At 39.4% G+C, this 24,840-nt stretch carries 38 protein-coding genes; 35 read left to right on the forward strand and 3 right to left on the reverse strand.

Features of this window, described 5'->3' with window-relative positions; translation table 11 throughout:
* Positions 1-39: 39 nt before the first annotated feature.
* Positions 40-1,227 carry an iron-containing alcohol dehydrogenase gene (locus IGL36_RS00650; protein ID WP_002356186.1) on the forward strand — a complete coding sequence of 396 codons (1,188 nt, stop codon included), beginning with the start codon at positions 40-42 and terminating at the stop codon, positions 1,225-1,227.
* 56 nt (positions 1,228-1,283) lie between these two features.
* Here the strand turns inward: IGL36_RS00650 and gpmA are convergent, their stop codons facing one another.
* The 3 genes from gpmA to rpiA form a co-directional block, all read right to left on the reverse strand.
* Positions 1,284-1,970, reverse strand: a complete 687-nt coding sequence (gene gpmA, locus IGL36_RS00655) for a 2,3-diphosphoglycerate-dependent phosphoglycerate mutase (RefSeq protein WP_002359343.1) — start codon at positions 1,968-1,970, stop codon at positions 1,284-1,286.
* Positions 1,971-2,144: 174 nt separating this feature from the next.
* Positions 2,145-2,720, reverse strand: a complete 576-nt coding sequence (locus tag IGL36_RS00660; protein ID WP_002356188.1) for a recombinase family protein — start codon at positions 2,718-2,720, stop codon at positions 2,145-2,147.
* Positions 2,721-2,761: 41 nt separating this feature from the next.
* Entirely contained in the window at positions 2,762-3,442 is a 681-nt protein-coding gene (gene rpiA / locus IGL36_RS00665; protein ID WP_002364531.1) for a ribose-5-phosphate isomerase RpiA, read from the reverse strand.
* Positions 3,443-3,786: 344 nt separating this feature from the next.
* On the opposite strand from rpiA, the gene rpsL reads away from it, so the two are divergent.
* From rpsL to IGL36_RS00835, 34 genes are all read left to right on the forward strand, one after another.
* The gene (rpsL, locus tag IGL36_RS00670; RefSeq protein WP_002356190.1) at positions 3,787-4,200 is read left to right on the forward strand and encodes a 30S ribosomal protein S12; all 414 of its coding nucleotides are present in this window, start codon (positions 3,787-3,789) and stop codon (positions 4,198-4,200) included.
* Positions 4,201-4,255: 55 nt separating this feature from the next.
* Complete coding sequence (gene rpsG / locus IGL36_RS00675) at positions 4,256-4,726, forward strand: 30S ribosomal protein S7 (protein ID WP_002356191.1); 471 nt, start codon at positions 4,256-4,258, stop codon at positions 4,724-4,726.
* An 83-nt stretch (positions 4,727-4,809) separates the two neighbouring features.
* Positions 4,810-6,891 carry an elongation factor G gene (fusA, locus tag IGL36_RS00680; protein WP_002356192.1) on the forward strand — a complete coding sequence of 694 codons (2,082 nt, stop codon included), beginning with the start codon at positions 4,810-4,812 and terminating at the stop codon, positions 6,889-6,891.
* 150 nt (positions 6,892-7,041) lie between these two features.
* Positions 7,042-8,229 carry an elongation factor Tu gene (gene tuf, locus IGL36_RS00685; protein WP_002356194.1) on the forward strand — a complete coding sequence of 396 codons (1,188 nt, stop codon included), beginning with the start codon at positions 7,042-7,044 and terminating at the stop codon, positions 8,227-8,229.
* Between the two features lie 180 nt (positions 8,230-8,409).
* Positions 8,410-9,234 (forward strand): bifunctional hydroxymethylpyrimidine kinase/phosphomethylpyrimidine kinase, encoded by an 825-nt coding sequence (gene thiD, locus IGL36_RS00690; RefSeq protein ID WP_010716740.1) that lies wholly within the window; start codon positions 8,410-8,412, stop codon positions 9,232-9,234.
* Positions 9,235-9,506: 272 nt separating this feature from the next.
* Entirely contained in the window at positions 9,507-10,673 is a 1,167-nt protein-coding gene (locus IGL36_RS00695; protein ID WP_129238661.1) for an SAM-dependent methyltransferase, read from the forward strand.
* Between the two features lie 348 nt (positions 10,674-11,021).
* Positions 11,022-11,330 carry a 30S ribosomal protein S10 gene (gene rpsJ / locus IGL36_RS00700; protein ID WP_002389727.1) on the forward strand — a complete coding sequence of 103 codons (309 nt, stop codon included), beginning with the start codon at positions 11,022-11,024 and terminating at the stop codon, positions 11,328-11,330.
* Between the two features lie 21 nt (positions 11,331-11,351).
* Complete coding sequence (rplC, locus tag IGL36_RS00705; protein WP_002356199.1) at positions 11,352-11,981, forward strand: 50S ribosomal protein L3; 630 nt, start codon at positions 11,352-11,354, stop codon at positions 11,979-11,981.
* A 25-nt stretch (positions 11,982-12,006) separates the two neighbouring features.
* Positions 12,007-12,630, forward strand: coding sequence for a 50S ribosomal protein L4 (rplD, locus tag IGL36_RS00710; RefSeq protein WP_002356200.1), 624 nt, complete (start codon positions 12,007-12,009; stop codon positions 12,628-12,630).
* A complete protein-coding gene (locus IGL36_RS00715; RefSeq protein WP_002356203.1) occupies positions 12,630-12,920 on the forward strand; it encodes a 50S ribosomal protein L23 in 291 nt (96 codons plus the stop codon). Before rplD ends, IGL36_RS00715 begins: the two co-directional genes overlap by 1 nt.
* A 39-nt stretch (positions 12,921-12,959) precedes the next feature.
* Positions 12,960-13,790, forward strand: a complete 831-nt coding sequence (rplB, locus tag IGL36_RS00720) for a 50S ribosomal protein L2 (protein WP_002356204.1) — start codon at positions 12,960-12,962, stop codon at positions 13,788-13,790.
* 42 nt (positions 13,791-13,832) lie between these two features.
* Positions 13,833-14,111: a 30S ribosomal protein S19 gene (gene rpsS / locus IGL36_RS00725; protein WP_002356205.1), complete on the forward strand. Its 279-nt coding sequence runs from the start codon at positions 13,833-13,835 to the stop codon at positions 14,109-14,111.
* Positions 14,112-14,132: 21 nt separating this feature from the next.
* On the forward strand, positions 14,133-14,480 hold the full coding sequence (gene rplV / locus IGL36_RS00730; RefSeq protein ID WP_002356206.1) for a 50S ribosomal protein L22: 348 nt from the start codon (positions 14,133-14,135) through the stop codon (positions 14,478-14,480).
* A 66-nt stretch (positions 14,481-14,546) separates the two neighbouring features.
* A complete protein-coding gene (gene rpsC / locus IGL36_RS00735) occupies positions 14,547-15,203 on the forward strand; it encodes a 30S ribosomal protein S3 (protein ID WP_002356207.1) in 657 nt (218 codons plus the stop codon).
* A 2-nt stretch (positions 15,204-15,205) separates the two neighbouring features.
* Positions 15,206-15,640 (forward strand): 50S ribosomal protein L16, encoded by a 435-nt coding sequence (gene rplP / locus IGL36_RS00740; protein ID WP_002356208.1) that lies wholly within the window; start codon positions 15,206-15,208, stop codon positions 15,638-15,640.
* Complete coding sequence (gene rpmC / locus IGL36_RS00745; protein WP_002383858.1) at positions 15,630-15,818, forward strand: 50S ribosomal protein L29; 189 nt, start codon at positions 15,630-15,632, stop codon at positions 15,816-15,818. Before rplP ends, rpmC begins: the two co-directional genes overlap by 11 nt.
* A gap of 23 nt (positions 15,819-15,841) precedes the next feature.
* Positions 15,842-16,108: a 30S ribosomal protein S17 gene (rpsQ, locus tag IGL36_RS00750; RefSeq protein WP_002359348.1), complete on the forward strand. Its 267-nt coding sequence runs from the start codon at positions 15,842-15,844 to the stop codon at positions 16,106-16,108.
* A gap of 57 nt (positions 16,109-16,165) precedes the next feature.
* On the forward strand, positions 16,166-16,534 hold the full coding sequence (gene rplN / locus IGL36_RS00755) for a 50S ribosomal protein L14 (RefSeq protein ID WP_002356211.1): 369 nt from the start codon (positions 16,166-16,168) through the stop codon (positions 16,532-16,534).
* A gap of 35 nt (positions 16,535-16,569) precedes the next feature.
* The gene (gene rplX / locus IGL36_RS00760) at positions 16,570-16,881 is read left to right on the forward strand and encodes a 50S ribosomal protein L24 (RefSeq protein ID WP_002356212.1); all 312 of its coding nucleotides are present in this window, start codon (positions 16,570-16,572) and stop codon (positions 16,879-16,881) included.
* A gap of 25 nt (positions 16,882-16,906) precedes the next feature.
* A complete protein-coding gene (gene rplE, locus IGL36_RS00765; protein ID WP_002356213.1) occupies positions 16,907-17,446 on the forward strand; it encodes a 50S ribosomal protein L5 in 540 nt (179 codons plus the stop codon).
* An 18-nt stretch (positions 17,447-17,464) separates the two neighbouring features.
* On the forward strand, positions 17,465-17,650 hold the full coding sequence (locus IGL36_RS00770) for a type Z 30S ribosomal protein S14 (RefSeq protein ID WP_002356214.1): 186 nt from the start codon (positions 17,465-17,467) through the stop codon (positions 17,648-17,650).
* Between the two features lie 35 nt (positions 17,651-17,685).
* A complete protein-coding gene (gene rpsH / locus IGL36_RS00775; RefSeq protein ID WP_002356215.1) occupies positions 17,686-18,084 on the forward strand; it encodes a 30S ribosomal protein S8 in 399 nt (132 codons plus the stop codon).
* A 31-nt stretch (positions 18,085-18,115) separates the two neighbouring features.
* On the forward strand, positions 18,116-18,652 hold the full coding sequence (rplF, locus tag IGL36_RS00780) for a 50S ribosomal protein L6 (protein ID WP_002356217.1): 537 nt from the start codon (positions 18,116-18,118) through the stop codon (positions 18,650-18,652).
* Between the two features lie 160 nt (positions 18,653-18,812).
* Entirely contained in the window at positions 18,813-19,169 is a 357-nt protein-coding gene (gene rplR / locus IGL36_RS00785; RefSeq protein ID WP_002356218.1) for a 50S ribosomal protein L18, read from the forward strand.
* Between the two features lie 20 nt (positions 19,170-19,189).
* Positions 19,190-19,690 (forward strand): 30S ribosomal protein S5, encoded by a 501-nt coding sequence (rpsE, locus tag IGL36_RS00790; protein WP_002356219.1) that lies wholly within the window; start codon positions 19,190-19,192, stop codon positions 19,688-19,690.
* Positions 19,691-19,704: 14 nt separating this feature from the next.
* Entirely contained in the window at positions 19,705-19,884 is a 180-nt protein-coding gene (gene rpmD, locus IGL36_RS00795) for a 50S ribosomal protein L30 (RefSeq protein WP_002356220.1), read from the forward strand.
* Between the two features lie 47 nt (positions 19,885-19,931).
* Positions 19,932-20,372, forward strand: a complete 441-nt coding sequence (gene rplO / locus IGL36_RS00800; RefSeq protein ID WP_002356221.1) for a 50S ribosomal protein L15 — start codon at positions 19,932-19,934, stop codon at positions 20,370-20,372.
* On the forward strand, positions 20,373-21,671 hold the full coding sequence (secY, locus tag IGL36_RS00805) for a preprotein translocase subunit SecY (RefSeq protein ID WP_002359350.1): 1,299 nt from the start codon (positions 20,373-20,375) through the stop codon (positions 21,669-21,671).
* Positions 21,672-21,757: 86 nt separating this feature from the next.
* The gene (locus tag IGL36_RS00810; protein ID WP_002356223.1) at positions 21,758-22,408 is read left to right on the forward strand and encodes an adenylate kinase; all 651 of its coding nucleotides are present in this window, start codon (positions 21,758-21,760) and stop codon (positions 22,406-22,408) included.
* A 210-nt stretch (positions 22,409-22,618) separates the two neighbouring features.
* On the forward strand, positions 22,619-22,837 hold the full coding sequence (gene infA, locus IGL36_RS00815; RefSeq protein WP_002356224.1) for a translation initiation factor IF-1: 219 nt from the start codon (positions 22,619-22,621) through the stop codon (positions 22,835-22,837).
* Between the two features lie 32 nt (positions 22,838-22,869).
* On the forward strand, positions 22,870-22,986 hold the full coding sequence (gene rpmJ / locus IGL36_RS00820) for a 50S ribosomal protein L36 (protein WP_002288710.1): 117 nt from the start codon (positions 22,870-22,872) through the stop codon (positions 22,984-22,986).
* A gap of 19 nt (positions 22,987-23,005) precedes the next feature.
* Entirely contained in the window at positions 23,006-23,371 is a 366-nt protein-coding gene (rpsM, locus tag IGL36_RS00825; RefSeq protein WP_002356225.1) for a 30S ribosomal protein S13, read from the forward strand.
* 27 nt (positions 23,372-23,398) lie between these two features.
* Complete coding sequence (rpsK, locus tag IGL36_RS00830) at positions 23,399-23,788, forward strand: 30S ribosomal protein S11 (protein ID WP_002356226.1); 390 nt, start codon at positions 23,399-23,401, stop codon at positions 23,786-23,788.
* Between the two features lie 80 nt (positions 23,789-23,868).
* Positions 23,869-24,807 (forward strand): DNA-directed RNA polymerase subunit alpha, encoded by a 939-nt coding sequence (locus IGL36_RS00835; protein ID WP_002356227.1) that lies wholly within the window; start codon positions 23,869-23,871, stop codon positions 24,805-24,807.
* The last annotated feature ends 33 nt before the right edge of the window (positions 24,808-24,840 follow it).

A 24,840-nucleotide genomic window follows, 5' to 3' on the forward strand; every position in this document is an offset into this window, starting at 1 on the left:
ATGATAAATGCGTAAGAGCATTGAATGGAGGATGAAAGAATGGAAAACTTTAATTTTTATGTACCAACAGACATCCGTTTTGGGAAAGATCGTTTAGACGAATTACCTGCTGTGTTAGATCAATTTGGCAAAAATGTCTTACTTGTTTATGGTGGCGGTAGTATCAAACGTAATGGCTTGTACCAACAAATTACTGATTTGGCCCAAAAAAACGGGCATACACTGATTGAGTTGAGCGGTGTCGAACCAAACCCGCGCATTGAAACCGTTAGAAAAGGAATTGAGTTGTGTAAAGAAAACCAAGTCGATGTTATTTTAGCAGTTGGCGGTGGTTCAACCATTGACTGTTCCAAAGCAATAGCTGCGGGCTTTTATTCGGAAGAAGATATCTGGACAGTTATTGCAGCCAGAAAAGGGTATACTGGTCCTGCTTTACCAATCGTGACTATCTTGACTTTAGCAGCAACAGGTAGTGAAATGAACGCAGGTGCTGTCATTTCTAACTTAGAAACCAATCAAAAATTAGGCTTTGGTGGTCCGAATATGATTCCAAAAGTTTCGTTCTTGGATCCAACGAATACTTTTACGGTTCCTCAAAATCAAACAGCAGCTGGCTCAGCGGATATTTTCAGTCATTTGATTGAAAACTATTTTAGTATTTCGACAGGCACAGACGTCCAAGATTTTGTGTCAGAAGGCTTAATGCGAACGGTTATCAAAAATTGTCCTATTGCTTTAGAAAATCCAGAAGATTATGATGCACGTGCTAATTTAATGTGGGCAAGTAGTTTAGCCTTAAATGGCTTAACAGGGCGCGGCAAACAAGGTGTTTGGTCTTGTCACCCAATGGAACATGAATTAAGTGCGTTTTATGACATTACGCATGGGATTGGCTTAGCAATTTTAACGCCTCGTTGGATGAATTACGTTTTGTCTGAACAAACCGTAGGCAAGTTTGCACAGTTTGCTCGAAATGTGTGGGGAATAGTCGAACAAGAAGAGGAAGTAGCAGCGAAAAAAGGTATTCAAGCATTGTATGATTACTTTGTGGCTTGTGGCATTCCAATGACATTACCAGAAGTTGGCATCGAAGCAGATAAATTTGAAGAAATGGCACAACAAGCTGTGGACCATAGTGCAATTGCCGAAAAGGCTTATGTACCATTGGATGCAGCGGATATAGTAGCGATTTATAAAGATTGTTTAACCGAAAGTCAATTTATTTAATCCATAAAAAAGCGGTTTGCCTTGGCAAACCGCTTTTGTTAATAAGAAACAAGTTCTTATAAGTAGTATTTTTCTTTCACAGTTAAATCATCGTTTAATTCATAAACTAATGGTTTACCTGTTGGGATTTCAAGATCCATAATATCTTCATCAGAAATGCCTTCGATGTGTTTAGCTAAAGCACGTAATGAATTACCATGAGCCGCTACTAAGACAGTTTTGTTGTCTTTTAAAGCTGGCGCAATTTCATCTTGCCAGAATGGTAATGCACGTTCCAAAGTAACTTTCAAGTTTTCGCCACCAGGAATATCGCGTTGGTCTAACATTGCATAACGACGGTCGTTTGCTGCAGAACCTTCATCTGTTGCTTCCATTAATGGAGGAAGAGTATCGTAAGAACGACGCCAGATGTGGACTTGTTCGTCTCCGTATTTTTCAGCAGTTTCTTTTTTGTTTAGTCCTTGTAATTTACCATAGTGACGTTCGTTTAAGCGCCAAGATTTGATTTGAGGCACCCATAATTGATCTGAGTATTCTAGTAAATAGTTACAAGTTTTGATGGCACGAGTTAAAACAGAAGTATAAGCAACGTCGAATTCGATGCCTGCTTCTTTAATTTTACGGCCGCCTTCTTTTGCTTCTTCAACACCTTCAGGTGCTAAATCTACGTCAGCCCATCCAGTAAATTGGTTTAAGGCATTCCATTCGCTAAGTCCATGACGAGAAAAAACTAATTTTGGCATGTATAAGCTCTCCTTTGAGTTTAGTTTTCTGAAAATAAGATTTCCACGTTTATTGTACACCGTTTTGCGCAAGATTTCCAATGGAAAATAGTAAAAAAACGTGAAAGTTGCTGAAAAATTAGAGTGAAATCGAATCAAAAAAGAAGCCCCATCTGAAGGACTTCTTTTTTATTCTTAGGAATACAGCCGTTCGACATCTGTTTCAGGTAAATTGATGTACTTATAACAAGTGCCCACCGAAACGCCGCATTTATTAGAAATAAACTGGATGGTTTCTTTGTTTTCGTAATATAATGCACGGATTTTGCGGACGGTGCGTCCATCGATTTTTGGACGTCCACCTACTTTTCCGTTTTCACGAGCTTTGTGGAGCCCAACGAGTGTTCGTTCTTTAATTAGTGCACATTCCATCGCAGATAAGCTCTCCATTAATTGGAAATAGGCTTCACCTGTTGGAAGGTGAGTATCAATTCCTTCTGAAATGCTGACAAAATCAACTTGTTTTTCCTTTAACATTTTCATAAAGTCTGTTAATTGGCGGGTTGTTTTACCTAAATGGTGCAATTTACAAACAATAAGTGTATCCCCAGCAGAAAGAAGTTTTTCGACTTCGTCTAAGACACTGATCTCCGCTTGAGGATCAAATGTCTCTTGGAAAATATCATCACAACCAAACGATTGGAGAGTGGTTAGTTGATTTTTTAAATCGTCTTCAATAATAGTTGTGCGTGCATAACCAATTCGTTTCATATATTATCCTTCCTATATAAATAATCTTTTTTCACACATTCTTAACGTGCGGGAACATGTAAGGTTTTCGGTCCATCTTCATAACCGACGATTACCATAGAAACCATATTTAAAAATAAGCCGTGTTCAACGACGCCAACCAAGTTGTCTAAATAAGAACCTAAAGCTTCTGGATCTGTAATTTTTTCTAAATGCAAATCGATGATATGGTGGCCTCCATCTGTTATTAATGTTTCGCCAGCAGCGTTTAGACGAAGTGCTGGGTGATAGCCTTTTTCTTTAAATAAATGCACTAGTTGGCAGCTGCCATAAGGGACAACCTCAACAGGAAGTGGGAAAGCCCCTAAATCGTCCACCATTTTTGATTTATCCACAATCCAAATACATTTCTTTGAATAAGTGGCCACAATTTTTTCAAAAAGTAAGGCAGCGCCACCGCCTTTGATTCCTTGAAAATCAGCGCTGATTTCATCGGCGCCATCAATCGTAAGATCCACATACGGAACCTCATCAATACTTTTTAAAGGAATGCCCAAGGCCAAGGCTTGTTTCTCTGTTTCTTTTGAAGTAGTAACCCCTACGATTGACAATCCTTCTTCTTTTACGCGACGACCAATTTCGTCTACCATAAATTTTGCTGTTGAGCCAGTACCCAAACCGACAATCATGCCGTCTTCTACATATTTTGCAGCTTCGATTCCTACCATTTGTTTCAGATTCATCGCTGTTTTCCGCCCCCTTCAATAGTCAAAGATATTGTACCGTTATTTAACTAAAAAAGATAGAAAGTTTTTGAAAAAGTCATAAAAATTTTTAAAGGAAAAGTACGTTTAAATAGAAGGAAAAGCTTTTTTTCGAAAGGCGAAAGAAGAGGGTTGACAGCTGATACTTATCGTGGTATCCTAACAAAGGTGCTTTATCTACAGGTTCCTTATAGGGACGTGCTGACTGTCTATCAAAGCATATTTGATAAAGAGTGCAGAGATTGCATTATTTTTTATCGCGAAAAAAGAACCACCTGGATGTGTGGAACTAGAAGCGAAGTAAGGAAGGAGGAGAACAAGGAATGCCTACAATTAACCAATTAGTACGTAAACCTCGTAAATCTAAAGTAGAAAAATCTGATTCACCAGCCTTAAACAAAGGATATAACAGTTTTAAGAAAACTCAAACAAACGTTAACTCTCCGCAAAAACGTGGAGTTTGTACACGTGTGGGTACGATGACACCTAAAAAACCGAACTCAGCTTTACGTAAATATGCCCGTGTTCGTTTGTCAAACTTAATCGAAGTTACAGCTTATATCCCAGGTATCGGTCACAACTTACAAGAACACAGCGTGGTATTATTACGTGGTGGACGTGTAAAAGACTTACCAGGGGTACGTTACCATATCGTTCGTGGTGCGCTTGATACTGCCGGTGTTAACGACCGTAAACAAAGCCGCTCTAAATACGGTACAAAACGTCCTAAAGCTTAATTATAATAAGACAATAACAACTTGAAAAATCATATTTCGGAAGGAGGAGTTACGGATGCCTCGTAAAGGTCCTGTTGCAAAACGTGATGTTTTACCAGATCCAATTTATAACTCAAAATTAGTAACTCGCTTAATCAACCGTGTAATGGTTGACGGTAAACGCGGGATTGCTGCTAACATTATCTATAATTCATTTGATATCATCAAAGAATCTACAGGTAACGATCCATTGGAAGTTTTTGAACAAGCAATGAAAAACGTTATGCCTGTTCTTGAAGTTAAAGCACGTCGTGTTGGGGGTTCTAACTACCAAGTACCAGTTGAAGTTCGTCCAGAACGTCGTACAACTTTAGGTTTACGTTGGGTAGTTAACTACGCACGTCTACGTGGTGAACACACAATGGAAGAACGTCTAGCGAAAGAAATCATGGATGCTGCTAACAACACTGGCGCTTCTGTTAAAAAACGCGAAGACACACACAAAATGGCAGACGCAAACCGCGCATTTGCTCATTATCGTTGGTAAGATCCTCTCTGTCTGTCGCGTAAAGTGGCAGCAGAAAGTCAATTTACAATCGATTTAAATAAAGAGAGGAGTAAACATACAAAATGGCAAGAGAATTTTCACTTGAAAAAACTCGTAACATTGGTATCATGGCCCACGTTGATGCTGGTAAAACAACAACAACTGAGCGTATCTTGTACTACACTGGTAAAATCCATAAAATCGGTGAAACCCATGAAGGTGCTTCACAAATGGACTGGATGGAACAAGAACAAGAACGTGGTATCACGATTACATCCGCTGCGACAACTGCACAGTGGAAAGGCTACCGTGTAAATATCATCGATACTCCAGGACACGTGGACTTCACAATTGAAGTACAACGTTCTCTACGCGTATTAGATGGTGCGGTAACAGTTCTTGACTCTCAATCAGGTGTAGAACCTCAAACAGAAACTGTTTGGCGTCAAGCGACTGAATATAAAGTTCCTCGTATTGTATTCTGTAACAAAATGGATAAAATCGGTGCGGACTTCTTCTATTCAGTAGAATCATTACATGATCGTTTACAAGCAAACGCTCATCCAATTCAAATTCCAATCGGAGCTGAAGAAGACTTCACTGGAATCATTGACTTGATTAAAATGAAAGCTGAAATCTACACAAATGATTTGGGAACAGATATTCAAGAAACTGATATTCCTGAAGATTATTTAGAAAAAGCGCAAGAATGGCGCGAAAAATTAGTTGAAGCTGTTGCTGAAACTGACGAAGACTTAATGATGAAATATCTTGAAGGTGAAGAAATCACTGAAGAAGAATTAGTCGCTGGTATCCGTCAAGCAACAATCAACGTTGAGTTCTTCCCTGTATTAGCTGGTTCAGCATTCAAGAATAAAGGGGTTCAATTAATGTTGGACGCTGTTCTTGATTACTTACCATCTCCATTGGATATCGATGCTATCAAAGGGATCGATACTAAAACAGACGAAGAAACAACTCGTCCAGCTGATGACGAAGCACCTTTCGCTTCATTAGCATTTAAAGTTATGACTGACCCATTCGTAGGTCGTTTAACTTTCTTCCGTGTTTATTCTGGTGTCCTTGAAAGTGGTTCATACGTATTGAACGCTTCAAAAGGCAAAAAAGAACGTATCGGTCGTATCCTACAAATGCACGCCAACACTCGTCAAGAAATTGACAAAGTGTACTCTGGTGATATCGCTGCTGCTGTTGGTCTAAAAGACACAACAACTGGTGATACATTATGTGCATTAGATGCACCAGTTATTCTTGAATCTATTGAATTCCCTGACCCAGTTATCCAAGTCGCTGTTGAACCTAAATCAAAAGCTGACCAAGATAAAATGGGCGTGGCTCTACAAAAACTTGCTGAAGAAGATCCATCATTCCGCGTTGAAACAAACGTTGAAACTGGTGAAACAGTTATCTCTGGTATGGGTGAATTGCACTTAGACGTTTTAGTAGACCGTATGAAACGTGAATTCAAAGTTGAAGCTAACGTAGGTGCTCCTCAAGTATCTTACCGCGAAACATTCCGTGCTGCGACTAAAGCAGAAGGTAAATTCGTTCGTCAGTCTGGTGGTAAAGGACAATACGGTCACGTATGGGTTGAATTTACACCAAATGAAGAAGGTAAAGGCTTCGAGTTTGAAAACGCAATTGTCGGTGGTGTGGTTCCTCGTGAATACATCCCAGCAGTTGAAAAAGGGTTAGAAGACTCTATGAACAACGGTGTTCTTGCTGGTTATCCATTAGTTGATATCAAAGCAAAACTTTACGATGGTTCATACCACGATGTCGATTCAAATGAAACGGCCTTCCGTGTAGCTGCTTCTATGGCATTGAAAGCTGCGGCTAAAAATGCAAACCCAGTTATTTTAGAACCAATGATGAAAGTTACAATTACTGTTCCTGAAGATTACTTAGGTGATATCATGGGACACGTAACAAGTCGTCGTGGACGTGTTGAAGGTATGGAAGCACACGGTAACTCTCAAATCGTTAATGCGATGGTACCTTTAGCTGAAATGTTTGGTTATGCTACAACATTACGTTCAGCAACACAAGGACGCGGTACATTTATGATGGTATTTGACCACTATGAAGACGTACCTAAGTCTGTTCAAGAAGAAATCATCAAGAAAAACGGCGGCAACGCATAATTTTCCTTGAGAATAAAAGGTTTGTTTTTAGAACTATCCTTTTTTCAAGATTTCGTGTAAAATAGCTTATGATGATCAGACGATTTTTAGTAGCGTCTATCACATATAAAACAAACAATAAAATTTATATTTTTAGGAGGAACATTCAAAATGGCAAAAGAAAAATTTGACCGTTCTAAATCCCATGTTAACATTGGTACTATCGGACACGTTGACCATGGTAAAACTACATTAACAGCTGCAATTGCTACTGTATTATCAAAACACGGTGGCGGGGAAGCACAAAGCTACGATTCTATCGATAACGCTCCAGAAGAAAAAGAACGTGGAATCACAATCAACACTTCTCATATCGAATATGAAACTGAAACTCGTCACTATGCACACGTTGACTGCCCAGGACACGCGGACTACGTTAAAAACATGATCACTGGTGCTGCTCAAATGGACGGAGCTATCTTAGTAGTTTCTGCTGCTGATGGTCCTATGCCTCAAACACGTGAACATATCTTATTATCACGTAACGTTGGTGTACCATACATCGTTGTATTCTTAAACAAAATGGATATGGTTGATGACGAAGAATTATTAGAATTAGTAGAAATGGAAGTTCGTGACTTATTATCAGAATACGATTTCCCAGGCGATGATGTTCCAGTTATCGCAGGTTCTGCTTTGAAAGCTTTAGAAGGCGACGAGTCTTATGAAGAAAAAATCTTAGAATTAATGGCTGCAGTTGACGAATATATCCCAACTCCAGAACGTGATACTGACAAACCATTCATGATGCCAGTCGAAGACGTATTCTCAATCACTGGACGTGGTACTGTTGCTACAGGCCGTGTTGAACGTGGTGAAGTTCGCGTTGGTGACGAAGTTGAAATCGTTGGTATTAAAGACGAAACATCTAAAACAACTGTTACAGGTGTTGAAATGTTCCGTAAATTATTAGACTACGCTGAAGCAGGCGACAACATCGGTGCTTTATTACGTGGTGTAGCACGTGAAGATATCGAACGTGGACAAGTATTAGCTAAACCAGCTACAATCACTCCACACACAAAATTCAAAGCTGAAGTATACGTATTATCAAAAGAAGAAGGCGGACGTCACACTCCATTCTTCACTAACTACCGTCCTCAATTCTACTTCCGTACAACAGACGTTACTGGTGTTGTAGAATTGCCAGAAGGTACTGAAATGGTAATGCCTGGTGATAACGTTGCTATGGACGTTGAATTAATTCACCCAATCGCTATCGAAGACGGAACTCGTTTCTCTATTCGTGAAGGCGGACGTACTGTAGGTTCAGGCGTTGTTACTGAAATCGTTAAATAATTAACTTTTTAACTATAGTTTTAACCAGCGTGAAAAACTGGGGTATTCGGACGTAAGACCAGAGAATTTATTCTCTGGTCTTTTTTTGTTTAAAAATTGGCTGGCTAAAAAATAAGCCAATTGGCTGTTTTAGCAGACTTGTTTCTTCAGTATACTTGGAGAAAAAGGTTAGGTGATTTAATGGAAAAAGTATTGACGATTGCAGGCTCCGATTCAACAGGAGGGGCAGGAATTCAAGCAGATTTAAAAACATTTGAAGAGTATGGAGTTTTTGGGTTTTCAAGTTTAACCTCGATTGTGACGATGGATCCTACGACAGGTTGGTCACATGAAGTAACTGAATTGCCAGAAACGCTCTTAGAAAAACAATTGATTTCGGTTTTTGCAGGCGGTCCAGTAGCGGCTTTGAAAACAGGGATGATGGGTAATGAACAAAATATTAAAATGGCTAGCAAGTACATTAAACAAGAGAAAATTCAAAAAGTCGTGATTGACCCAGTCATTGCTTGTAAGGGAACGGCACAAATTCTGCAACCCAAAAGTGTGGAAGGCCTAAAAAACGATTTACTGCCATTAGCATTAGTTGCCACGCCTAATTTAATTGAAGCGGGCATCTTATCTGGTTTAGGCGAAATTTCTTCCGTGGCGGAGATGGAAGAAGCGGCAAAACGAATTGTACAAATGGGAGCCAAACATGTCGTGGTTAAAGGGGGACATCGCTTAGCTGGGGAAAAAGCACTGGACTTATTTTACGATGGTCACACCGCGCATCTTTTGGAAAATGAATTATATCCTACTGATTATAATCATGGTGCAGGTTGTACTTTTTCAGCGGCGATCACAGCTGGCTTGGCGAAAGGTTATTCGGTGTTAGAAGCAGTAACTTTAGCGAAAGAATTTGTAGCGGCGGCGATTAAACACGGTATTCAAGTTAATCCTTATGTGGGGCACGTGTGGCATGGCGCATACACTCATGCGGAGCAACGGATGCGTAAGAAAGAATAATATTTAGAACTAGAGGAGTCTGTCAAGGACTGGCTCTAGTTTTTTTGTGATAAAGAATAACAATAGTAGGTATTACGTTAAAAGAATGTTCAAATTTTTAAAAGAGGAGTAGAATAGAACTGTAATTGCAAAAAAAGAAGCGGAACATAGAAGGGGTGTTAACTTTTCTGTGCTTCAGTTTAGAACGGACTGTGGTGTTTGTTTTTGACGAACTACCGGAAAGCGACTTCTTTTTGTTTTGGCTTCAAATGGTATTTAATGGAGGGAATGCAATGTTAGAAAAAGAAACGTACAGTCAACTGTTTAAATGGTCTTTTTCAAAAAAGACACAAGTCACATACTGGGATGGTACCGTCAAAGAGTATGGGCAAGGGTCGGGGGATCCGGTTTTTAAAATTGTATTCAATGAAAAAATTCCTGTGAAGGATTTACTGAATAACGCTTCGTTAACTTTAGGGGAAGCCTACATGGATCGCAAAATTGAAATCAAAGGCGATATCCAAGCACTGATTTATGATGTGTATAACCAAAAGGATAGCTTTTTACACAATGCTAAATTTATTAAATGGCTTCCTAAAGAAAGTCATTCAAAAAAACGCTCGCAAGAGGATATTCACAGCCATTACGATCTAGGAAATGATTTTTACAAAAAATGGCTTGACCAAACAATGACGTATTCATGTGCTTATTTTAAAACGCCTGAAGATACATTAGAACAAGCGCAAGTGAATAAAGTTCATCATATTTTAGATAAATTGTTTATCAAAGAGGGCGACACTTTACTGGATATTGGCTGCGGCTGGGGCACGTTAATTTTAACTGCGGTGAAAGAATACGGAGCCAAAGCAACTGGGATTACATTAAGTGAAGAGCAATTTCATCATATTCGCCATATTATAGAAAAAGAAGGCCTACAAGATCGAATGACTGTCAAGTTGATGGATTATCGTGATTTAAAAGGAGAGTCTTTTGACCATATTACGAGTGTCGGGATGTTTGAACATGTCGGTGCAGAAAATCTACATGAATATTTTGATGTCGTTCAGCGAAATTTAGCGCCTAAAGGTACGGCGTTGATTCATGGGATCAGTCGCCAACAAGGCGGGGCTAAAAATGCTTGGATTAATCGTTATATTTTCCCAGGTGGCTATATTCCTGGTGTCACTGAGCTAGTCGGCCATATGACAGAAAACGACTTGCAAGTGATTGACTTGGAAAGTTTGCGCAGAGATTATCAATTGACGTTGGAACATTGGACAAAAAACTTCCATAATATAGAAACAGAAATTGTTGACGAAAAAGGCGAGCGCTTCTATCGAATGTGGGACTTATATTTGCAAGCATGTGCAGCCTCATTCCAAGCAAGCAATATTGATGTTATTCAATATTTATTGGTTCATCCAGATAACAATGATATTCCAATGCGCCGGATTGGTTAATAGAATAAAAAAGAAAGAATTTGAGATTCTGGTAAAAAAGGAATCCCAAATTCTTTTTTTATAAAAATAGAATGAAAAGAATTGAAAAACAAAACAAATGCTTTTCAAAACAAGAAAAAATTCTTTCGAAAAAACGCAGAAAATCCTTGCTAACACTATCCTTTCATAGTATAATCAAAAAGGTGCTGTTTACAGGAGTGTAAAAAGCATTGGTAGATCAACGATTTGATTTGCCGGCTGTGAAGCGAGAGGTTGCGACACGCTCGGACGCTTTGCCATGAACGAGCATGCCGGATAAATTTTCGTGGAGCTATGTCTACTTTTAAAATAGGCGAAGGAGGGAACAAGATGGCAAAACAAAAAATTCGTATCCGTTTAAAAGCGTATGAACACCGTATTTTAGATCAATCAGCGGATAAAATTGTGGAAACAGCAAAAAGAACTGGAGCTGACGTATCAGGTCCGATTCCATTACCAACAGAACGCTCACTTTACACAGTTATTCGTGCGACTCATAAATACAAAGATTCTCGCGAACAATTCGAAATGCGTACTCACAAACGTCTAATTGACATTGTGAACCCAACACCAAAAACAGTTGACGCTCTAATGAAGCTTGACTTACCGTCTGGTGTTAATATTGAAATCAAACTATAAAATTAAGATGGAGGTGTACTCATGACCAAAGGAATCTTAGGGAAAAAAGTGGGAATGACACAAATCTTTACTGAGTCTGGTGAATTAATTCCAGTAACAGTAGTTGAAGCTACGCCAAACGTAGTTTTACAAGTAAAAACTGTTGAAACTGACGGATACGAAGCTATCCAAGTTGGTTACCAAGACAAACGTGAAGTTTTATCAAACAAACCTGCGAAAGGTCATGTTGCAAAAGCAAACACGGCTCCTAAGCGCTTCATTAAAGAATTCAAGAATGTTGAGCTAGGAGAATATGAAGTAGGTAAAGAAATCAAAGTAGATGTTTTCCAAGCAGGAGACGTTGTTGATGTTACAGGTACTACGAAAGGTAAAGGATTCCAAGGGGCAATCAAACGTCACGGCCAAAGCCGCGGACCTATGTCTCATGGTTCTCGTTATCACCGTCGTCCTGGGTCAATGGGTCCAGTAGCGCCTAACCGTGTATTTAAAAATAAACGACTAGCCGGCCGTATGGGTGGCGACCGCGTAACAATTCAAAACCTTGAAGTTGTTAAAGTGGACGTAGAAAGAAATGTTATCTTAATCAAAGGAAACATTCCTGGAGCGAAAAAATCTTTAATCACAATCAAATCAGCTGTGAAAGCTAAATAAGTGTAGGGAAAGGAGGAACTAAGGAATGCCGAATGTAGCATTATTCAAACAAGATGGAACTCAAAACGGTGAAATCACTTTAAATGAAGAAATCTTCGGAATCGAACCTAATGAAAGTGTTGTCTATGATGCAATCATCATGCAACGTGCTTCATTAAGACAAGGAACACACGCAGTTAAAAACCGTAGCGCTGTTCGTGGCGGTGGCCGCAAACCATGGCGTCAAAAAGGAACTGGTCGTGCTCGTCAAGGTTCAATCCGTTCACCACAATGGCGTGGAGGTGGCGTAGTCTTTGGACCAACACCGCGTTCATACAGCTACAAACTTCCTAAAAAAGTTCGTCGCTTAGCAATGAAATCTGTATTATCAGACAAAGTTGCTGAAAATAACTTGGTAGCAGTAGAAGGTTTAAGCTTCGATGCACCAAAAACAAAAGAATTCAAACAAGTTCTTGCTAACTTGTCTATCGATACTAAAGTATTAGTTGTTTTAGAAAATGGTAACGACTTTGCAGCTTTATCAGCTCGTAACTTACCAAACGTTTCTGTAGTAACTTCTGATAACGTTAGTGTGTTAGATGTTGTGTCAGCTAACAAAGTCTTGGCAACACAAACAGCTCTTACTCAAATTGAGGAGGTGCTTGCATAATGGAATTACTAGACGTAATCAAACGCCCAGTGATCACTGAAAAATCCATGTTAGCTATGGACGAAAAGAAATATACTTTCGAAGTGGACACTCGCGCAAACAAAACTTTAGTAAAACAAGCTGTTGAATCAGCATTCGATGTTAAAGTAGCAAACGTAAACATCTTAAACGTGCGTCCAAAATTCAAACGCATGGGTAAATATGCAGGTTATACAAAAAAACGTCGCAAAGCGATCGTTACATTAACTGAAGATTCAAAAGAAATTCAATTATTCGAAGCTGCTGAATAAGCAGTCCTGAACAATATCAACGTAGGAGGGAAATAAGACGTGGCGATTAAAAAGTACAAACCTACCACAAATGGCCGTCGTAACATGACAAGTTCTGATTTCGCTGAAATCACAACTTCAACACCAGAAAAATCATTGTTACAGCCATTAAAAAACAATGCCGGTCGTAACAACAACGGTCGCATTACGGTTCGTCACCAAGGTGGCGGTCACAAACGTCAATACCGTGTGATTGACTTCAAACGTAATAAAGATAACGTCGCAGCGGTTGTTAAAACGATCGAGTACGATCCAAACCGTTCTGCTAACATCGCGTTAGTTCATTACGAAGACGGGGTTAAGGCATACATCTTAGCACCAAAAGGATTAGAAGTAGGCATGCGCCTAGTATCTGGTCCAGAAGCAGATATTAAAGTAGGTAACGCATTACCATTGGAAAACATTCCAGTTGGTACAGTTATCCACAACATTGAAATGAAACCTGGTAAAGGTGGACAATTAATCCGTTCAGCTGGAACAAGCGCGCAAGTACTTGGTAAAGAAGGCAAATACGTATTAATCCGCTTAAACTCTGGCGAAGTTCGTATGATCTTAGCAACTTGCCGTGCAACAATCGGTTCAGTTGGTAACGAACAACACGAATTAATCAACATTGGTAAAGCTGGCCGCTCTCGTTGGATGCGTAAACGCCCAACTGTTCGTGGTAGCGTAATGAACCCTAACGATCACCCACACGGTGGTGGTGAAGGTAAAACACCAATTGGACGTAAAGCGCCAGTATCTCCATGGGGTCAACCAGCAATTGGATACAAAACACGTAATAAAAAAGCTAAATCAGACAAACTTATCGTTCGTCGTCGTACTAAATAATTTTTTTGACCATGTGTCGTACATTTTGAGAGGAGGTTCACCATGGGTCGTAGTTTAAAAAAAGGACCTTTCGTCGATGATCATTTGATGAAAAAGGTCGAAGCACAACAAGGTGCCGAAAAGAAAAAAGTAATTAAAACTTGGTCTCGCCGCTCTACAATTTTTCCATCATTCGTAGGTTTCACAATCGCTGTATATGATGGACGGAAACATGTCCCTGTTTACATTCAAGAAGACATGGTAGGACATAAATTAGGTGAATTTGCACCAACTAGAACTTATCGTGGCCACGTTGCTGACGATAAAAAAACTAAACGCTAATTTTGAGGGGAGGATATGCAAATGTCAGAACAAATTACATCAGCTAAAGCAACTGCAAAAACAGTTCGCACTTCACCTCGTAAAGCACGTTTAGTAATCGATCTTATCAGAGGGAAAAGCGTTGCGGATGCAATTTCAATCTTGAAATTCACACCGAACAAGTCTGCTGGAATCATTGAAAAAGTTTTAATGTCAGCAGTTGCTAACGCAGAAAACAACTTTGACTTAGACGTTGAAAGCTTAGTCGTATCTGAAGCATTTGTTAACGAAGGACCAACAATGAAACGTTTCCGTCCTCGTGCAAAAGGTTCAGCTTCACCAATCAACAAACGTACTAGTCACATCACAGTAGTTGTAACAGAGAAATAAGTCTCATGAAATAGACTGTTTTCTTTATGAAAACAGAGCTTAAACATTTAAGAGGAGGGACAATCAGTGGGTCAAAAAGTACATCCAATTGGAATGCGTGTAGGCATCATCCGCGACTGGGATGCGAAATGGTATGCTGAAAAAGAGTATGCTGAATTCTTACACGAAGATTTAAGAATCCGTAAATTTATCGCAACAAAACTTGCTGATGCTGCTGTATCTACAATTGAAATCGAACGCGCTGCAAACCGTGTTAACATTTCAATTCACACAGCTAAACCAGGTATGGTTATCGGTAAAGGCGGATCTGAAGTCGAAAACCTAAGAAAAGAATTAAACAAATTAACTGGCAAACGAGTTCACATCAACATCGTTGAAATCAAAAAACCAGATTTAGATGCAAAATTAGTAGGCGAAGGAATTGCACGTCAATTAGAAAACCGTGTTGCTTTCCGTCGTGCTCAAAAACAAGCCATCCAACGCGCAATGCGTGCTGGCGCTAAAGGAATCAAAACTCAAGTATCAGGTCGTCTAAACGGTGCGGATATCGCTCGTTCAGAAGGATACTCTGAAGGAACTGTACCACTTCATACATTACGTGCGGACATTGATTACGCATGGGAAGAAGCGGACACTACTTACGGAAAACTAGGAGTTAAAGTGTGGATCTATCGTGGAGAAATTCTTCCAACGAAAAAAAACACTGAGAAAGGAGGGAAATAATCATGTTAGTACCTAAACGTGTAAAACACCGTCGTGAATTCCGCGGAAAAATGCGCGGTGAAGCTAAAGGCGGAAAAGAAGTAGCATTTGGTGAATGGGGTTTACAAGCAACTGAATCTCACTGGATTACTAACCGTCAAATCGAAGCAGCCCGTATTGCAATGACTCGTTACATGAAACGTGGCGGGAAAGTATGGATTAAAATTTTCCCTCACAAGTCTTACACAAGTAAAGCTATCGGCGTACGTATGGGTAAAGGTAAAGGGGCACCAGAAGGCTGGGTATCACCAGTTAAACGTGGTAAAATCATGTTTGAAATCGCAGGCGTTCCTGAAGAAGTAGCTCGTGAAGCTCTTCGTCTTGCATCTCACAAATTGCCGGTAAAAACTAAGATCGTAAAACGTGAGGAAATGGGTGGTGAATCGAATGAAGGTTAAAGAAATCAGAGAATTAACCACTGCCGAAATGCTAGATAAAGAAAAACAATTAAAAGAAGAATTGTTTAACTTAAGATTCCAATTAGCAACAGGTCAATTAGAAAACACTGCACGTATTAAAGAAGTACGTCAATCGATTGCACGCATCAAAACAGTATTGCGTGAACAAGCTAACTAATAGTGGAAGGAGGCCAAACGCGTATGACTGAAGAAAGAAATCAACGTAAAGTTTACCAAGGTCGCGTGGTATCAGACAAAATGGATAAAACAATCACAGTTGTCGTTGAAACAAAGAAAAACCACCCTATCTATGGCAAACGTATGAAATATTCTAAAAAATATAAAGCGCATGATGAAAACAACACAGCGAAAGTTGGAGACATCGTAAAAATCATGGAAACTCGTCCATTATCAGCTACAAAACGTTTCCGTTTACTAGAGGTAGTCGAAGAAGCAGTTATTATCTAATAAAACGAGAATTTCCTAATAGATTGAAGCACAAAATCTGAAAGGGGGATACACATCGTGATCCAACAAGAAAGTCGTTTAAGAGTCGCTGACAATTCTGGCGCACGTGAAATTTTAACGATCAAAGTCCTAGGCGGATCTGGTCGTAAAACTGCTAACATCGGTGACGTTATTGTTGCTACTGTCAAACAAGCAACGCCAGGTGGGGTTGTTAAAAAAGGTGAAGTAGTTAAAGCCGTTATCGTTCGTACAAAATCTGGCGCTCGTCGTGCTGACGGTTCTTACATCAAATTTGATGAAAATGCTGCGGTAATTATCCGTGACGATAAAAGCCCACGCGGAACACGTATCTTCGGACCAGTTGCACGTGAATTACGTGAAAACAACTTCATGAAGATCGTTTCTCTAGCACCAGAAGTATTATAATCTCGAGCCCACGTTAAAGGAGGTGCGAAACAGTAATGTTTGTTAAAAAAGGCGATAAAGTAAAAGTTATCACTGGTAAAGATAAAAACAAAGAAGGCGTTGTCTTAGCAGCGTTTCCTAAACAAGATAAAGTTATCGTTGAAGGTGTCAACGTCGTTAAAAAACACCAAAAACCAAACCAAGCAGCCCCACAAGGTGGAATCCTTGAAGTGGAAGCGCCAATTCATGTTTCTAATGTAATGGTGATTGATCCTTCAAACGGAGAAGCTACTAAAGTTGCGTTTAAAGAAGTCGACGGCAAAAAAGTCCGCGTTTCTAAAAAAACAGGTGAAGTTTTAGATAAATAAAAATTGCGGAAGGAGGGCTTACTGAATGAACCGCCTGAAAGAAAAATATATTAAAGAAGTAACACCATCATTGGTGGAAAAATTTAATTACAGCTCAGTTATGCAAACACCTAAAGTTGATAAAATCGTTATCAACATGGGTGTGGGTGATGCAGTATCAAATGCTAAAAACTTAGACAAAGCTGTTGAAGAATTAGCATTAATCACTGGTCAAAAACCACTTATCACAAAAGCTAAAAAATCTATCGCTGGATTCCGTTTACGTGAAGGAATGCCAATCGGTGCGAAAGTAACGCTACGCGGCGAAAGAATGTACGAATTTTTAGATAAATTAGTAACAGTTTCTTTACCTCGTGTACGTGACTTCCACGGTGTCAGCAAAAAAGCTTTCGATGGTCGTGGTAACTATACTTTAGGTATTAAAGAACAATTAATCTTCCCAGAAGTTGATTATGATTTAGTAGATAAAGTACGCGGTATGGACATCGTAATTGTTACAACAGCGAACACTGACGAAGAGTCTCGCGAATTGTTGGCACAATTAGGTATGCCATTCCAAAAATAATATAAGGAGGCGAACTACGTGGCTAAAAAATCAATGATTGCTAAAAACAAACGTCCTGCTAAACATTCAACACAAGCTTATACTCGTTGTGAACGTTGTGGACGTCCACATTCAGTTTATCGTAAATTTCATCTTTGCCGTATTTGCTTCCGCGAACTTGCCTATAAAGGTCAAATTCCCGGCGTGAAGAAAGCTAGCTGGTAAACAAGTAAACTCGCATAAAGGAGGTAAATAGTTCAATGGTCATGACAGATCCAATTGCAGATTTTCTAACTCGCATTCGTAATGCGAACATGGTTAAACATGAAACTTTAGAAGTACCTGCTTCAAAAATCAAACGTGATATCGCAGAAATCCTGAAACGTGAAGGATTTATCCGCGACGTAGAATACATCGAAGATGACAAACAAGGCGTAATCCGTGTTTTCCTAAAATATGGTAAAAACGAAGAACGTGTTATCACAAACTTAAAACGTATTTCTAAACCAGGTTTACGTGCATACGTAAAAGCTGACGAAGTACCAAAAGTATTAAACGGTCTAGGAATTGCAATCATCTCTACATCAGAGGGTGTAATTACTGACAAAGAAGCTAGAGCGAAAAATATCGGCGGCGAAGTAATCGCCTACGTATGGTAATTCTAAAAAATACACAAGGAGGTGTCTCTAAGTGAGCCGTATTGGTAATAAAGTTGTTGTTCTTCCTGCTGGTGTTGAAATCAAGCAAGACGGAAACAACATTACAGTTAAAGGACCTAAAGGTGAATTAACACGCGAATTTTCTTCTGATATCAAAATGAACATCGAAGGAAACGAAGTGACATTCACTCGTCCAAACGATTCAAAAGAAATGAAAACAATCCACGGAACAACTCGTGCAAACTTCAACAACATGGTTGTTGGTGTTTCTGAAGGTTTCCAAAAAGCACTTGAACTTATCGGGGTCGGATACCGTGCCCAAGTACAAGGCAACAAATTAACTTTAAACGTTGGTTATTCTCATCCTGTCGAAATGACAGCACCAGAAGGCGTAACATTTGAAGTACCTGCGAACACACAAGTTATCGTTAAAGGCATCAACAAAGAAGTTGTTGGTGAATTAGCTGCTAACATCCGTGGCGTTCGTCCTCCAGAACCTTATAAAGGCAAAGGGATTCGCTATGTTGGTGAATTTGTACGCCGTAAAGAAGGTAAAACTGGTAAATAATAACAGCTGTGTAGAAAACAGAAGTCAACAACAAGCAACTGTCATTTTATGGGATTTTTCCAATAAAATGCTTTTGTCTTGTCTGCCAGCTTCTCTTTTCCGTAATCTGCTGACTGCTTGAAATATTAGTAGTAAACATTAAATCAAAGAGGTGAAAATTGTGATTACAAAACCAGATAAAAACAAAACACGTCAAAAGAGACATCGTCGTGTACGTAACAAAATCTCTGGTACTGCTGAGTGCCCACGCTTGAACATTTTCCGTTCTAACAAAAACATCTACGCGCAAGTCATTGATGACGTAGCGGGTGTGACGCTAGCAAGTGCCTCTGCCTTGGATAAAGAAATTTCAGGTGGAACAAAAACAGAAACAGCTGCAGCTGTTGGTAAACTAGTTGCTGAACGTGCCGCTGAAAAAGGCATCAAAAAAGTAGTCTTCGACCGTGGTGGATACCTTTACCATGGCCGCGTGCAAGCTTTAGCTGAAGCTGCTCGTGAAAATGGACTAGAATTTTAGGAGAAGGAGGAACACCATTCATGGTTTATATTGATCCAAAACATTTGGAATTAGAAGACCGCGTTGTAGCGATCAACCGTGTAACAAAAGTTGTTAAAGGTGGACGTCGTTTACGTTTCGCAGCTTTAGTTGTTGTCGGTGACAAAAACGGACACGTTGGTTTCGGTACTGGTAAAGCACAAGAAGTACCTGAAGCTATCCGTAAAGCAATCGAAGACGCGAAGAAAAACTTAGTTGAAGTGCCTATGGTTGGTTCTACTATCCCGCACGAAGTAATTGGCGTATTCGGTGGCGGCCGTATCCTTATGAAACCTGCAGTAGAAGGTTCTGGGGTAGCTGCTGGTGGACCAGTTCGTGCCGTATTGGAATTAGCTGGTGTAGCAGATATTACATCTAAATCACTAGGTTCAAACACACCTATTAACGTTGTTCGCGCAACTGTTGAAGGTCTAAAACAATTAAAACGTGCCGAAGAAGTGGCAGCACTTCGCGGTAAATCTGTAGAAGAAATTATCGGTTAAGGAGGACAAAAATAATGGCTGAATTAAAAATTACTTTAAAACGCAGTGTTATCGGACGTCCTCAAAACCAACGTGCTACAGTTAAAGCGTTAGGTTTAGGTAAAGTGAATAGTACTGTTACAAAACCTGCCAATGAAGCAATCAAAGGTATGGTTAACACTATTTCACATTTAGTGGACGTAGAAGAAGTTTAAGATTTATAGATTTGTAATAGAAGATTGCTTAAGGAGGTGCCAAACCTATGAAACTTCATGAATTAAAACCTGCTGAGGGCTCACGCCAAGTACGTAACCGTGTTGGACGTGGTACTTCATCTGGTAATGGTAAAACAGCTGGCCGTGGACAAAAAGGGCAAAAAGCCCGTTCAGGCGGTGGTGTTCGTTTAGGATTTGAAGGGGGTCAAACTCCATTATTCCGTCGTTTACCAAAACGTGGGTTTACAAACATTAATCGTAAAGATTACGCTGTTGTGAACTTAGATACTTTAAACCGTTTTGAAGATGGAACAGAAGTAACTCCTGTTGTCCTAAAAGAAGCAGGAATCGTTAAAAACGAAAAAGCGGGAATCAAAGTTCTTGCAGATGGTGAGTTAACGAAAAAATTAACTGTGAAAGCAGCTAAATTCTCGAAATCAGCACAAGAAGCTATCGAAGCTGCTGGTGGTTCAATCGAGGTGATCTAATTGTTCAAGCTATTAAAGAACGCCTTTAAAGTCAAAGACATTAGATCAAAAATCTTATTTACAGTTTTAATCTTGTTTGTATTTCGCCTAGGTGCGCACATTACTGTGCCCGGGGTGAATGCAAAGGGATTGTCTGATTTAAGTAGCTTACCCTTTTTGAATATGTTGAATATGGTGAGTGGTAGTGCCATGCAAAACTTCTCTATCTTCTCGATGGGGGTTTCGCCATACATTACAGCCTCTATTATTATTCAACTATTGCAAATGGATATTGTACCTAGATTTGTAGAATGGTCAAAACAAGGGGAAGTTGGGCGTAAGAAATTAAATCAAGCAACAAGATATCTAACGATTGTCTTGGGTGTGGCTCAGTCAATGGGGATCACTGCTGGTTTTAATAGCTTAAGTCAAACTGGGATTGTCAACAATCCAACCTTAGGTACCTTTGTGATGATTGCAGTTATTTTAACTGCTGGGACGATGTTTGTGACTTGGATGGGTGAACAAATTACAGAAAAAGGAATCGGAAATGGTGTTTCAATGATTATCTTTGCCGGGATTATTTCTCGTTTGCCAGGAGCAGTCAAAGAAATCTATGAAGATTACTTCGTCAATATCGAGTCTTCTCGTATTTGGCAATCTGTTATTTTCATTGCAATCTTAGTTATTGCTATTTTGGTGATTGTTACAGTCGTAACGTTCTTCCAACAAGCAGAACGTAAGATTCCAATCCAATATACAAAACGTGTTTCTGGTGCACCAACAAGTAGTTATTTACCGTTAAAAGTAAATGCTGCTGGGGTTATTCCAGTTATCTTTGCCAGCTCGTTAATTGCAACACCAAATGCCATTTTACAAGCTTTCTCATCAAAATTCGCTGGTGAAAATTGGTATGACATTATGACAAAAATCTTTAGTTATAACACAGTTCCAGGGGCAATCATCTATACTGTCCTAATCGTTGCGTTTACGTTCTTCTATGCATTTGTTCAAGTAAACCCTGAGAAATTAGCGGAAAACTTACAAAAACAAGGAAGCTACATTCCAAGCGTGCGACCAGGTAAAGGTACAGAAGAATATGTATCTGGCGTGTTAATGAGATTAAGTGTTGTCGGCTCAATTTTCCTAGGACTTGTTGCTTTACTTCCAATCATTGCGCAAATGGTTTGGAACTTACCTCAATCAATCGGTTTAGGTGGAACAAGTTTACTAATCGTTATCGGGGTTGCATTAGAAACAACGAAACAATTAGAAGGATTAATGATGAAACGTCAATATGTCGGCTTTATCAATAAGTAAGAATCGAGTGTTGAGGTTTTACCTCAGCACCATTCTCACATATGGCTAGCTTCATAAGCCGGTCTTTAAAATTAGGAGGAGAATATATGAACCTCATTTTAATGGGATTACCTGGAGCAGGTAAAGGCACCCAAGCAGAAAAAATCATTGATACGTATGGCATTCCACATATTTCTACTGGAGATATGTTCCGTGCAGCAATGAAAAATGAAACTGCCTTGGGCCTAGAAGCGAAATCTTATATCGATAAAGGTGAACTGGTTCCTGACGAAGTAACAAACGGAATTGTTAAAGAACGCCTTGCTGAACCAGATACAGACAAAGGATTCCTATTAGATGGTTTCCCACGTACACTGGATCAAGCAAAAGCATTAGATACAATGCTTAAAGAATTAAACAAAAAAATTGATGCTGTCATTGACATCCATGTAGAAGAAGATGTATTAATCGAGCGTTTAGCTGGACGATTCATCTGTCGCACATGTGGCGCAACGTATCATAAATTATTCAACCCGCCAAAAGTTGAAGGCACTTGTGATCGCTGTGGCGGACATGAATTCTACCAAAGAGAAGATGATAAGCCCGAAACGGTTAAAAATCGTTTGGCAGTCAACATTGAAAGTAGCGCACCAATCTTAGCTTTCTATAAAGAACAAGGCTTGATGCATACAATCGATGGCAATCGCGAAATCGATACTGTTTTTTCTGATGTGAAAAAAATCATTGACGAAAACTAATTTCCAATTGCCCGCAGTTTAACCCTGTTGTTGTATTCAGTTTCTCTTGCCAAAACATAACTAAATATGGTAGAATATATCAGTCCGACTTCTACAGTTTTGTGACATCAAAATGAATAACGAAGTTAGTTGAGAATTTCTAGGTGGGAGCTGGAGTTTCCGCCGTTTTATCGTGTGAAAACGCGAAACAAGTACAAGGAGGTACTGTGCGTGGCAAAAGAAGATATGATTGAAGTCGAAGGTACAGTCGTCGAAACTTTGCCGAATGCAATGTTTAAAGTCGAACTAGAAAATGGACACCAAGTTCTTGCTACTGTTTCAGGTAAAATCCGTATGCACTACATCCGTATCTTACCTGGTGACAAAGTAACAGTTGAATTATCACCGTATGATTTAACGCGTGGCCGTATTACTTATCGCTTTAAATAATTGTACTCCGTAAAACCACAGGAGGTATTATCATGAAAGTAAGACCATCAGTAAAACCAATGTGTGAACATTGTAAAGTAATTCGCCGTAAAGGACGTGTTATGGTTATTTGCCCAGCAAATCCAAAACATAAACAACGTCAAGGATAATTAGGAGGTGTAACGAATAATGGCTCGTATTGCAGGAGTAGACATCCCTCGTGACAAACGTGTAGTAGTTTCTCTTACTTACATTTATGGTATTGGTAACACTACAGCTAAAAAAGTTTTAGCAAACGTTGGCGTATCTGAAGATGTTCGTGTACGTGATTTAACAAACGAACAAACAGATGCGATTCGTGCGGAAATTGATAAGTTAAAAGTTGAAGGGGATCTTCGTCGTGAAGTGAACTTAAACATCAAACGCTTGATGGAAATCGGTTCATACCGTGGAATCCGTCACCGTCGTGGATTACCAACTCGTGGACAAAACACGAAAAATAATGCACGTACTCGTAAAGGCCCTACTAAAACAGTAGCAGGCAAGAAAAAATAATTCCTAAGTGAAGGAGGTTAGAACTTCATGGCAGCAAAAAAAGTTAGTCGTAAACGCCGTGTCAAAAAGAATATAGAATCAGGTGTAGCACATATCCATTCTACATTCAACAATACAATCGTAATGATTACTGATACACATGGTAATGCATTAGCATGGTCATCAGCAGGATCATTAGGCTTTAAAGGAAGCAAAAAATCAACTCCTTTTGCCGCTCAAATGGCTGCAGAAGCCGCAACTAAAGTGGCAATGGAACATGGACTTAAAACTGTAGACGTAACAGTTAAAGGACCTGGTTCTGGACGTGAAGCAGCAATTCGTTCATTACAAGCAACAGGTTTAGAAGTGACTGCAATTCGTGACGTGACTCCAGTTCCTCATAATGGATGCCGCCCTCCAAAACGCCGTCGTGTTTAATGAGCGCCACTCATTCTGAGTTTGAATTAGGAACGTCATTGAACAAGACACTTTTCGTTTTGAAAGGGGTATAGATAAGAATGATTGAATTTGAAAAACCAAGAATCGAAAAAATTGATGAAAATAGAGATTATGGTAAGTTCGTCGTTGAACCATTAGAACGCGGTTACGGAACTACTTTAGGTAACTCTCTACGTCGTATTTTATTGTCTTCTTTACCAGGAGCTGCAATTACGAATATTCAAATCGATGGTGTTTTACACGAATTCTCAACCATTCCAGGTGTACGAGAAGACGTAACACAAATTATTTTGAATATTAAAGGCTTAGCATTGAAATTATATGCTGAAGAAGAGAAAACCCTTGAGATCGATATTACAGGACCCGCTACCGTGACTGCCGGCGATATTATCGTGGACAGTGATGTTGAGATCCTAAATAAAGATTTAGTTATCTGTAGTGTTGCTGAAGGAGCTACTTTCCATGCTCGCTTAACAGTGAAACCTGGTCGTGGCTATGTTCAAGCAGACGAAAACAAAAAAGAAGATATGCCAATCGGTGTACTTCCAGTTGATTCCATCTACACACCCGTTCGTCGTGTTAACTACCAAGTAGAAAATACACGTGTTGGTCGTCGTGATGATTTCGACAAATTAACAATGGAAATATGGACAGATGGTTCAATCATTCCTCAAGAAGCACTAAGTTTAGCTGCGAAAATCATGACTGAGCATTTAGATATCTTTGTAAACCTTACTGACGAAGCGAAAAACGCTGAAATCATGGTGGAAAAAGAAGAAACTCAAAAAGAGAAAATGCTAGAAATGACGATTGAAGAACTTGATTTATCAGTTCGTTCATATAACTGTTTAAAACGTGCAGGCATTAATACTGTACAAGAACTTACAAACAAATCTGAACCAGAAATGATCAAAGTACGTAATTTAGGTCGTAAATCTCTTGAAGAAGTAAAACTTAAATTGCATGATCTAGGATTAGGATTACGTAAGGACGATTAAGACTTTTACGAAGTTTCCAGTCCTGCTTAACAG

Origin of the sequence: Enterococcus sp. AZ011 (assembly GCF_050548355.1) — a bacterium.
Lineage (GTDB): Bacteria > Bacillota > Bacilli > Lactobacillales > Enterococcaceae > Enterococcus > Enterococcus faecalis.

Coding starts and splice junctions, on each gene's coding strand:
- IGL36_RS00650 (WP_002356186.1), top strand. CDS start 40: ATGGAAAACTTTAATTTTTATGTACCAACAGACATCCGTTTTGGGAAA.
- rpsS (WP_002356205.1), top strand. CDS start 13,833: ATGGGTCGTAGTTTAAAAAAAGGACCTTTCGTCGATGATCATTTGATG.
- rpmC (WP_002383858.1), top strand. CDS start 15,630: ATGAAGGTTAAAGAAATCAGAGAATTAACCACTGCCGAAATGCTAGAT.
- rplV (WP_002356206.1), top strand. CDS start 14,133: ATGTCAGAACAAATTACATCAGCTAAAGCAACTGCAAAAACAGTTCGC.
- thiD (WP_010716740.1), top strand. CDS start 8,410: ATGGAAAAAGTATTGACGATTGCAGGCTCCGATTCAACAGGAGGGGCA.
- rpsG (WP_002356191.1), top strand. CDS start 4,256: ATGCCTCGTAAAGGTCCTGTTGCAAAACGTGATGTTTTACCAGATCCA.
- rpsM (WP_002356225.1), top strand. CDS start 23,006: ATGGCTCGTATTGCAGGAGTAGACATCCCTCGTGACAAACGTGTAGTA.
- rpsJ (WP_002389727.1), top strand. CDS start 11,022: ATGGCAAAACAAAAAATTCGTATCCGTTTAAAAGCGTATGAACACCGT.
- rpsE (WP_002356219.1), top strand. CDS start 19,190: ATGGTTTATATTGATCCAAAACATTTGGAATTAGAAGACCGCGTTGTA.
- rpmJ (WP_002288710.1), top strand. CDS start 22,870: ATGAAAGTAAGACCATCAGTAAAACCAATGTGTGAACATTGTAAAGTA.
- rpsK (WP_002356226.1), top strand. CDS start 23,399: ATGGCAGCAAAAAAAGTTAGTCGTAAACGCCGTGTCAAAAAGAATATA.
- gpmA (WP_002359343.1), bottom strand. CDS start 1,970: ATGCCAAAATTAGTTTTTTCTCGTCATGGACTTAGCGAATGGAATGCC.
- rpmD (WP_002356220.1), top strand. CDS start 19,705: ATGGCTGAATTAAAAATTACTTTAAAACGCAGTGTTATCGGACGTCCT.
- rplO (WP_002356221.1), top strand. CDS start 19,932: ATGAAACTTCATGAATTAAAACCTGCTGAGGGCTCACGCCAAGTACGT.
- rpsH (WP_002356215.1), top strand. CDS start 17,686: ATGGTCATGACAGATCCAATTGCAGATTTTCTAACTCGCATTCGTAAT.
- IGL36_RS00810 (WP_002356223.1), top strand. CDS start 21,758: ATGAACCTCATTTTAATGGGATTACCTGGAGCAGGTAAAGGCACCCAA.
- rplC (WP_002356199.1), top strand. CDS start 11,352: ATGACCAAAGGAATCTTAGGGAAAAAAGTGGGAATGACACAAATCTTT.
- rplX (WP_002356212.1), top strand. CDS start 16,570: ATGTTTGTTAAAAAAGGCGATAAAGTAAAAGTTATCACTGGTAAAGAT.
- rpsQ (WP_002359348.1), top strand. CDS start 15,842: ATGACTGAAGAAAGAAATCAACGTAAAGTTTACCAAGGTCGCGTGGTA.
- IGL36_RS00660 (WP_002356188.1), bottom strand. CDS start 2,720: ATGAAACGAATTGGTTATGCACGCACAACTATTATTGAAGACGATTTA.
- rpiA (WP_002364531.1), bottom strand. CDS start 3,442: ATGAATCTGAAACAAATGGTAGGAATCGAAGCTGCAAAATATGTAGAA.
- IGL36_RS00715 (WP_002356203.1), top strand. CDS start 12,630: ATGGAATTACTAGACGTAATCAAACGCCCAGTGATCACTGAAAAATCC.
- rplP (WP_002356208.1), top strand. CDS start 15,206: ATGTTAGTACCTAAACGTGTAAAACACCGTCGTGAATTCCGCGGAAAA.
- IGL36_RS00835 (WP_002356227.1), top strand. CDS start 23,869: ATGATTGAATTTGAAAAACCAAGAATCGAAAAAATTGATGAAAATAGA.
- fusA (WP_002356192.1), top strand. CDS start 4,810: ATGGCAAGAGAATTTTCACTTGAAAAAACTCGTAACATTGGTATCATG.
- rplE (WP_002356213.1), top strand. CDS start 16,907: ATGAACCGCCTGAAAGAAAAATATATTAAAGAAGTAACACCATCATTG.
- rpsL (WP_002356190.1), top strand. CDS start 3,787: ATGCCTACAATTAACCAATTAGTACGTAAACCTCGTAAATCTAAAGTA.
- IGL36_RS00695 (WP_129238661.1), top strand. CDS start 9,507: ATGTTAGAAAAAGAAACGTACAGTCAACTGTTTAAATGGTCTTTTTCA.
- rplD (WP_002356200.1), top strand. CDS start 12,007: ATGCCGAATGTAGCATTATTCAAACAAGATGGAACTCAAAACGGTGAA.
- tuf (WP_002356194.1), top strand. CDS start 7,042: ATGGCAAAAGAAAAATTTGACCGTTCTAAATCCCATGTTAACATTGGT.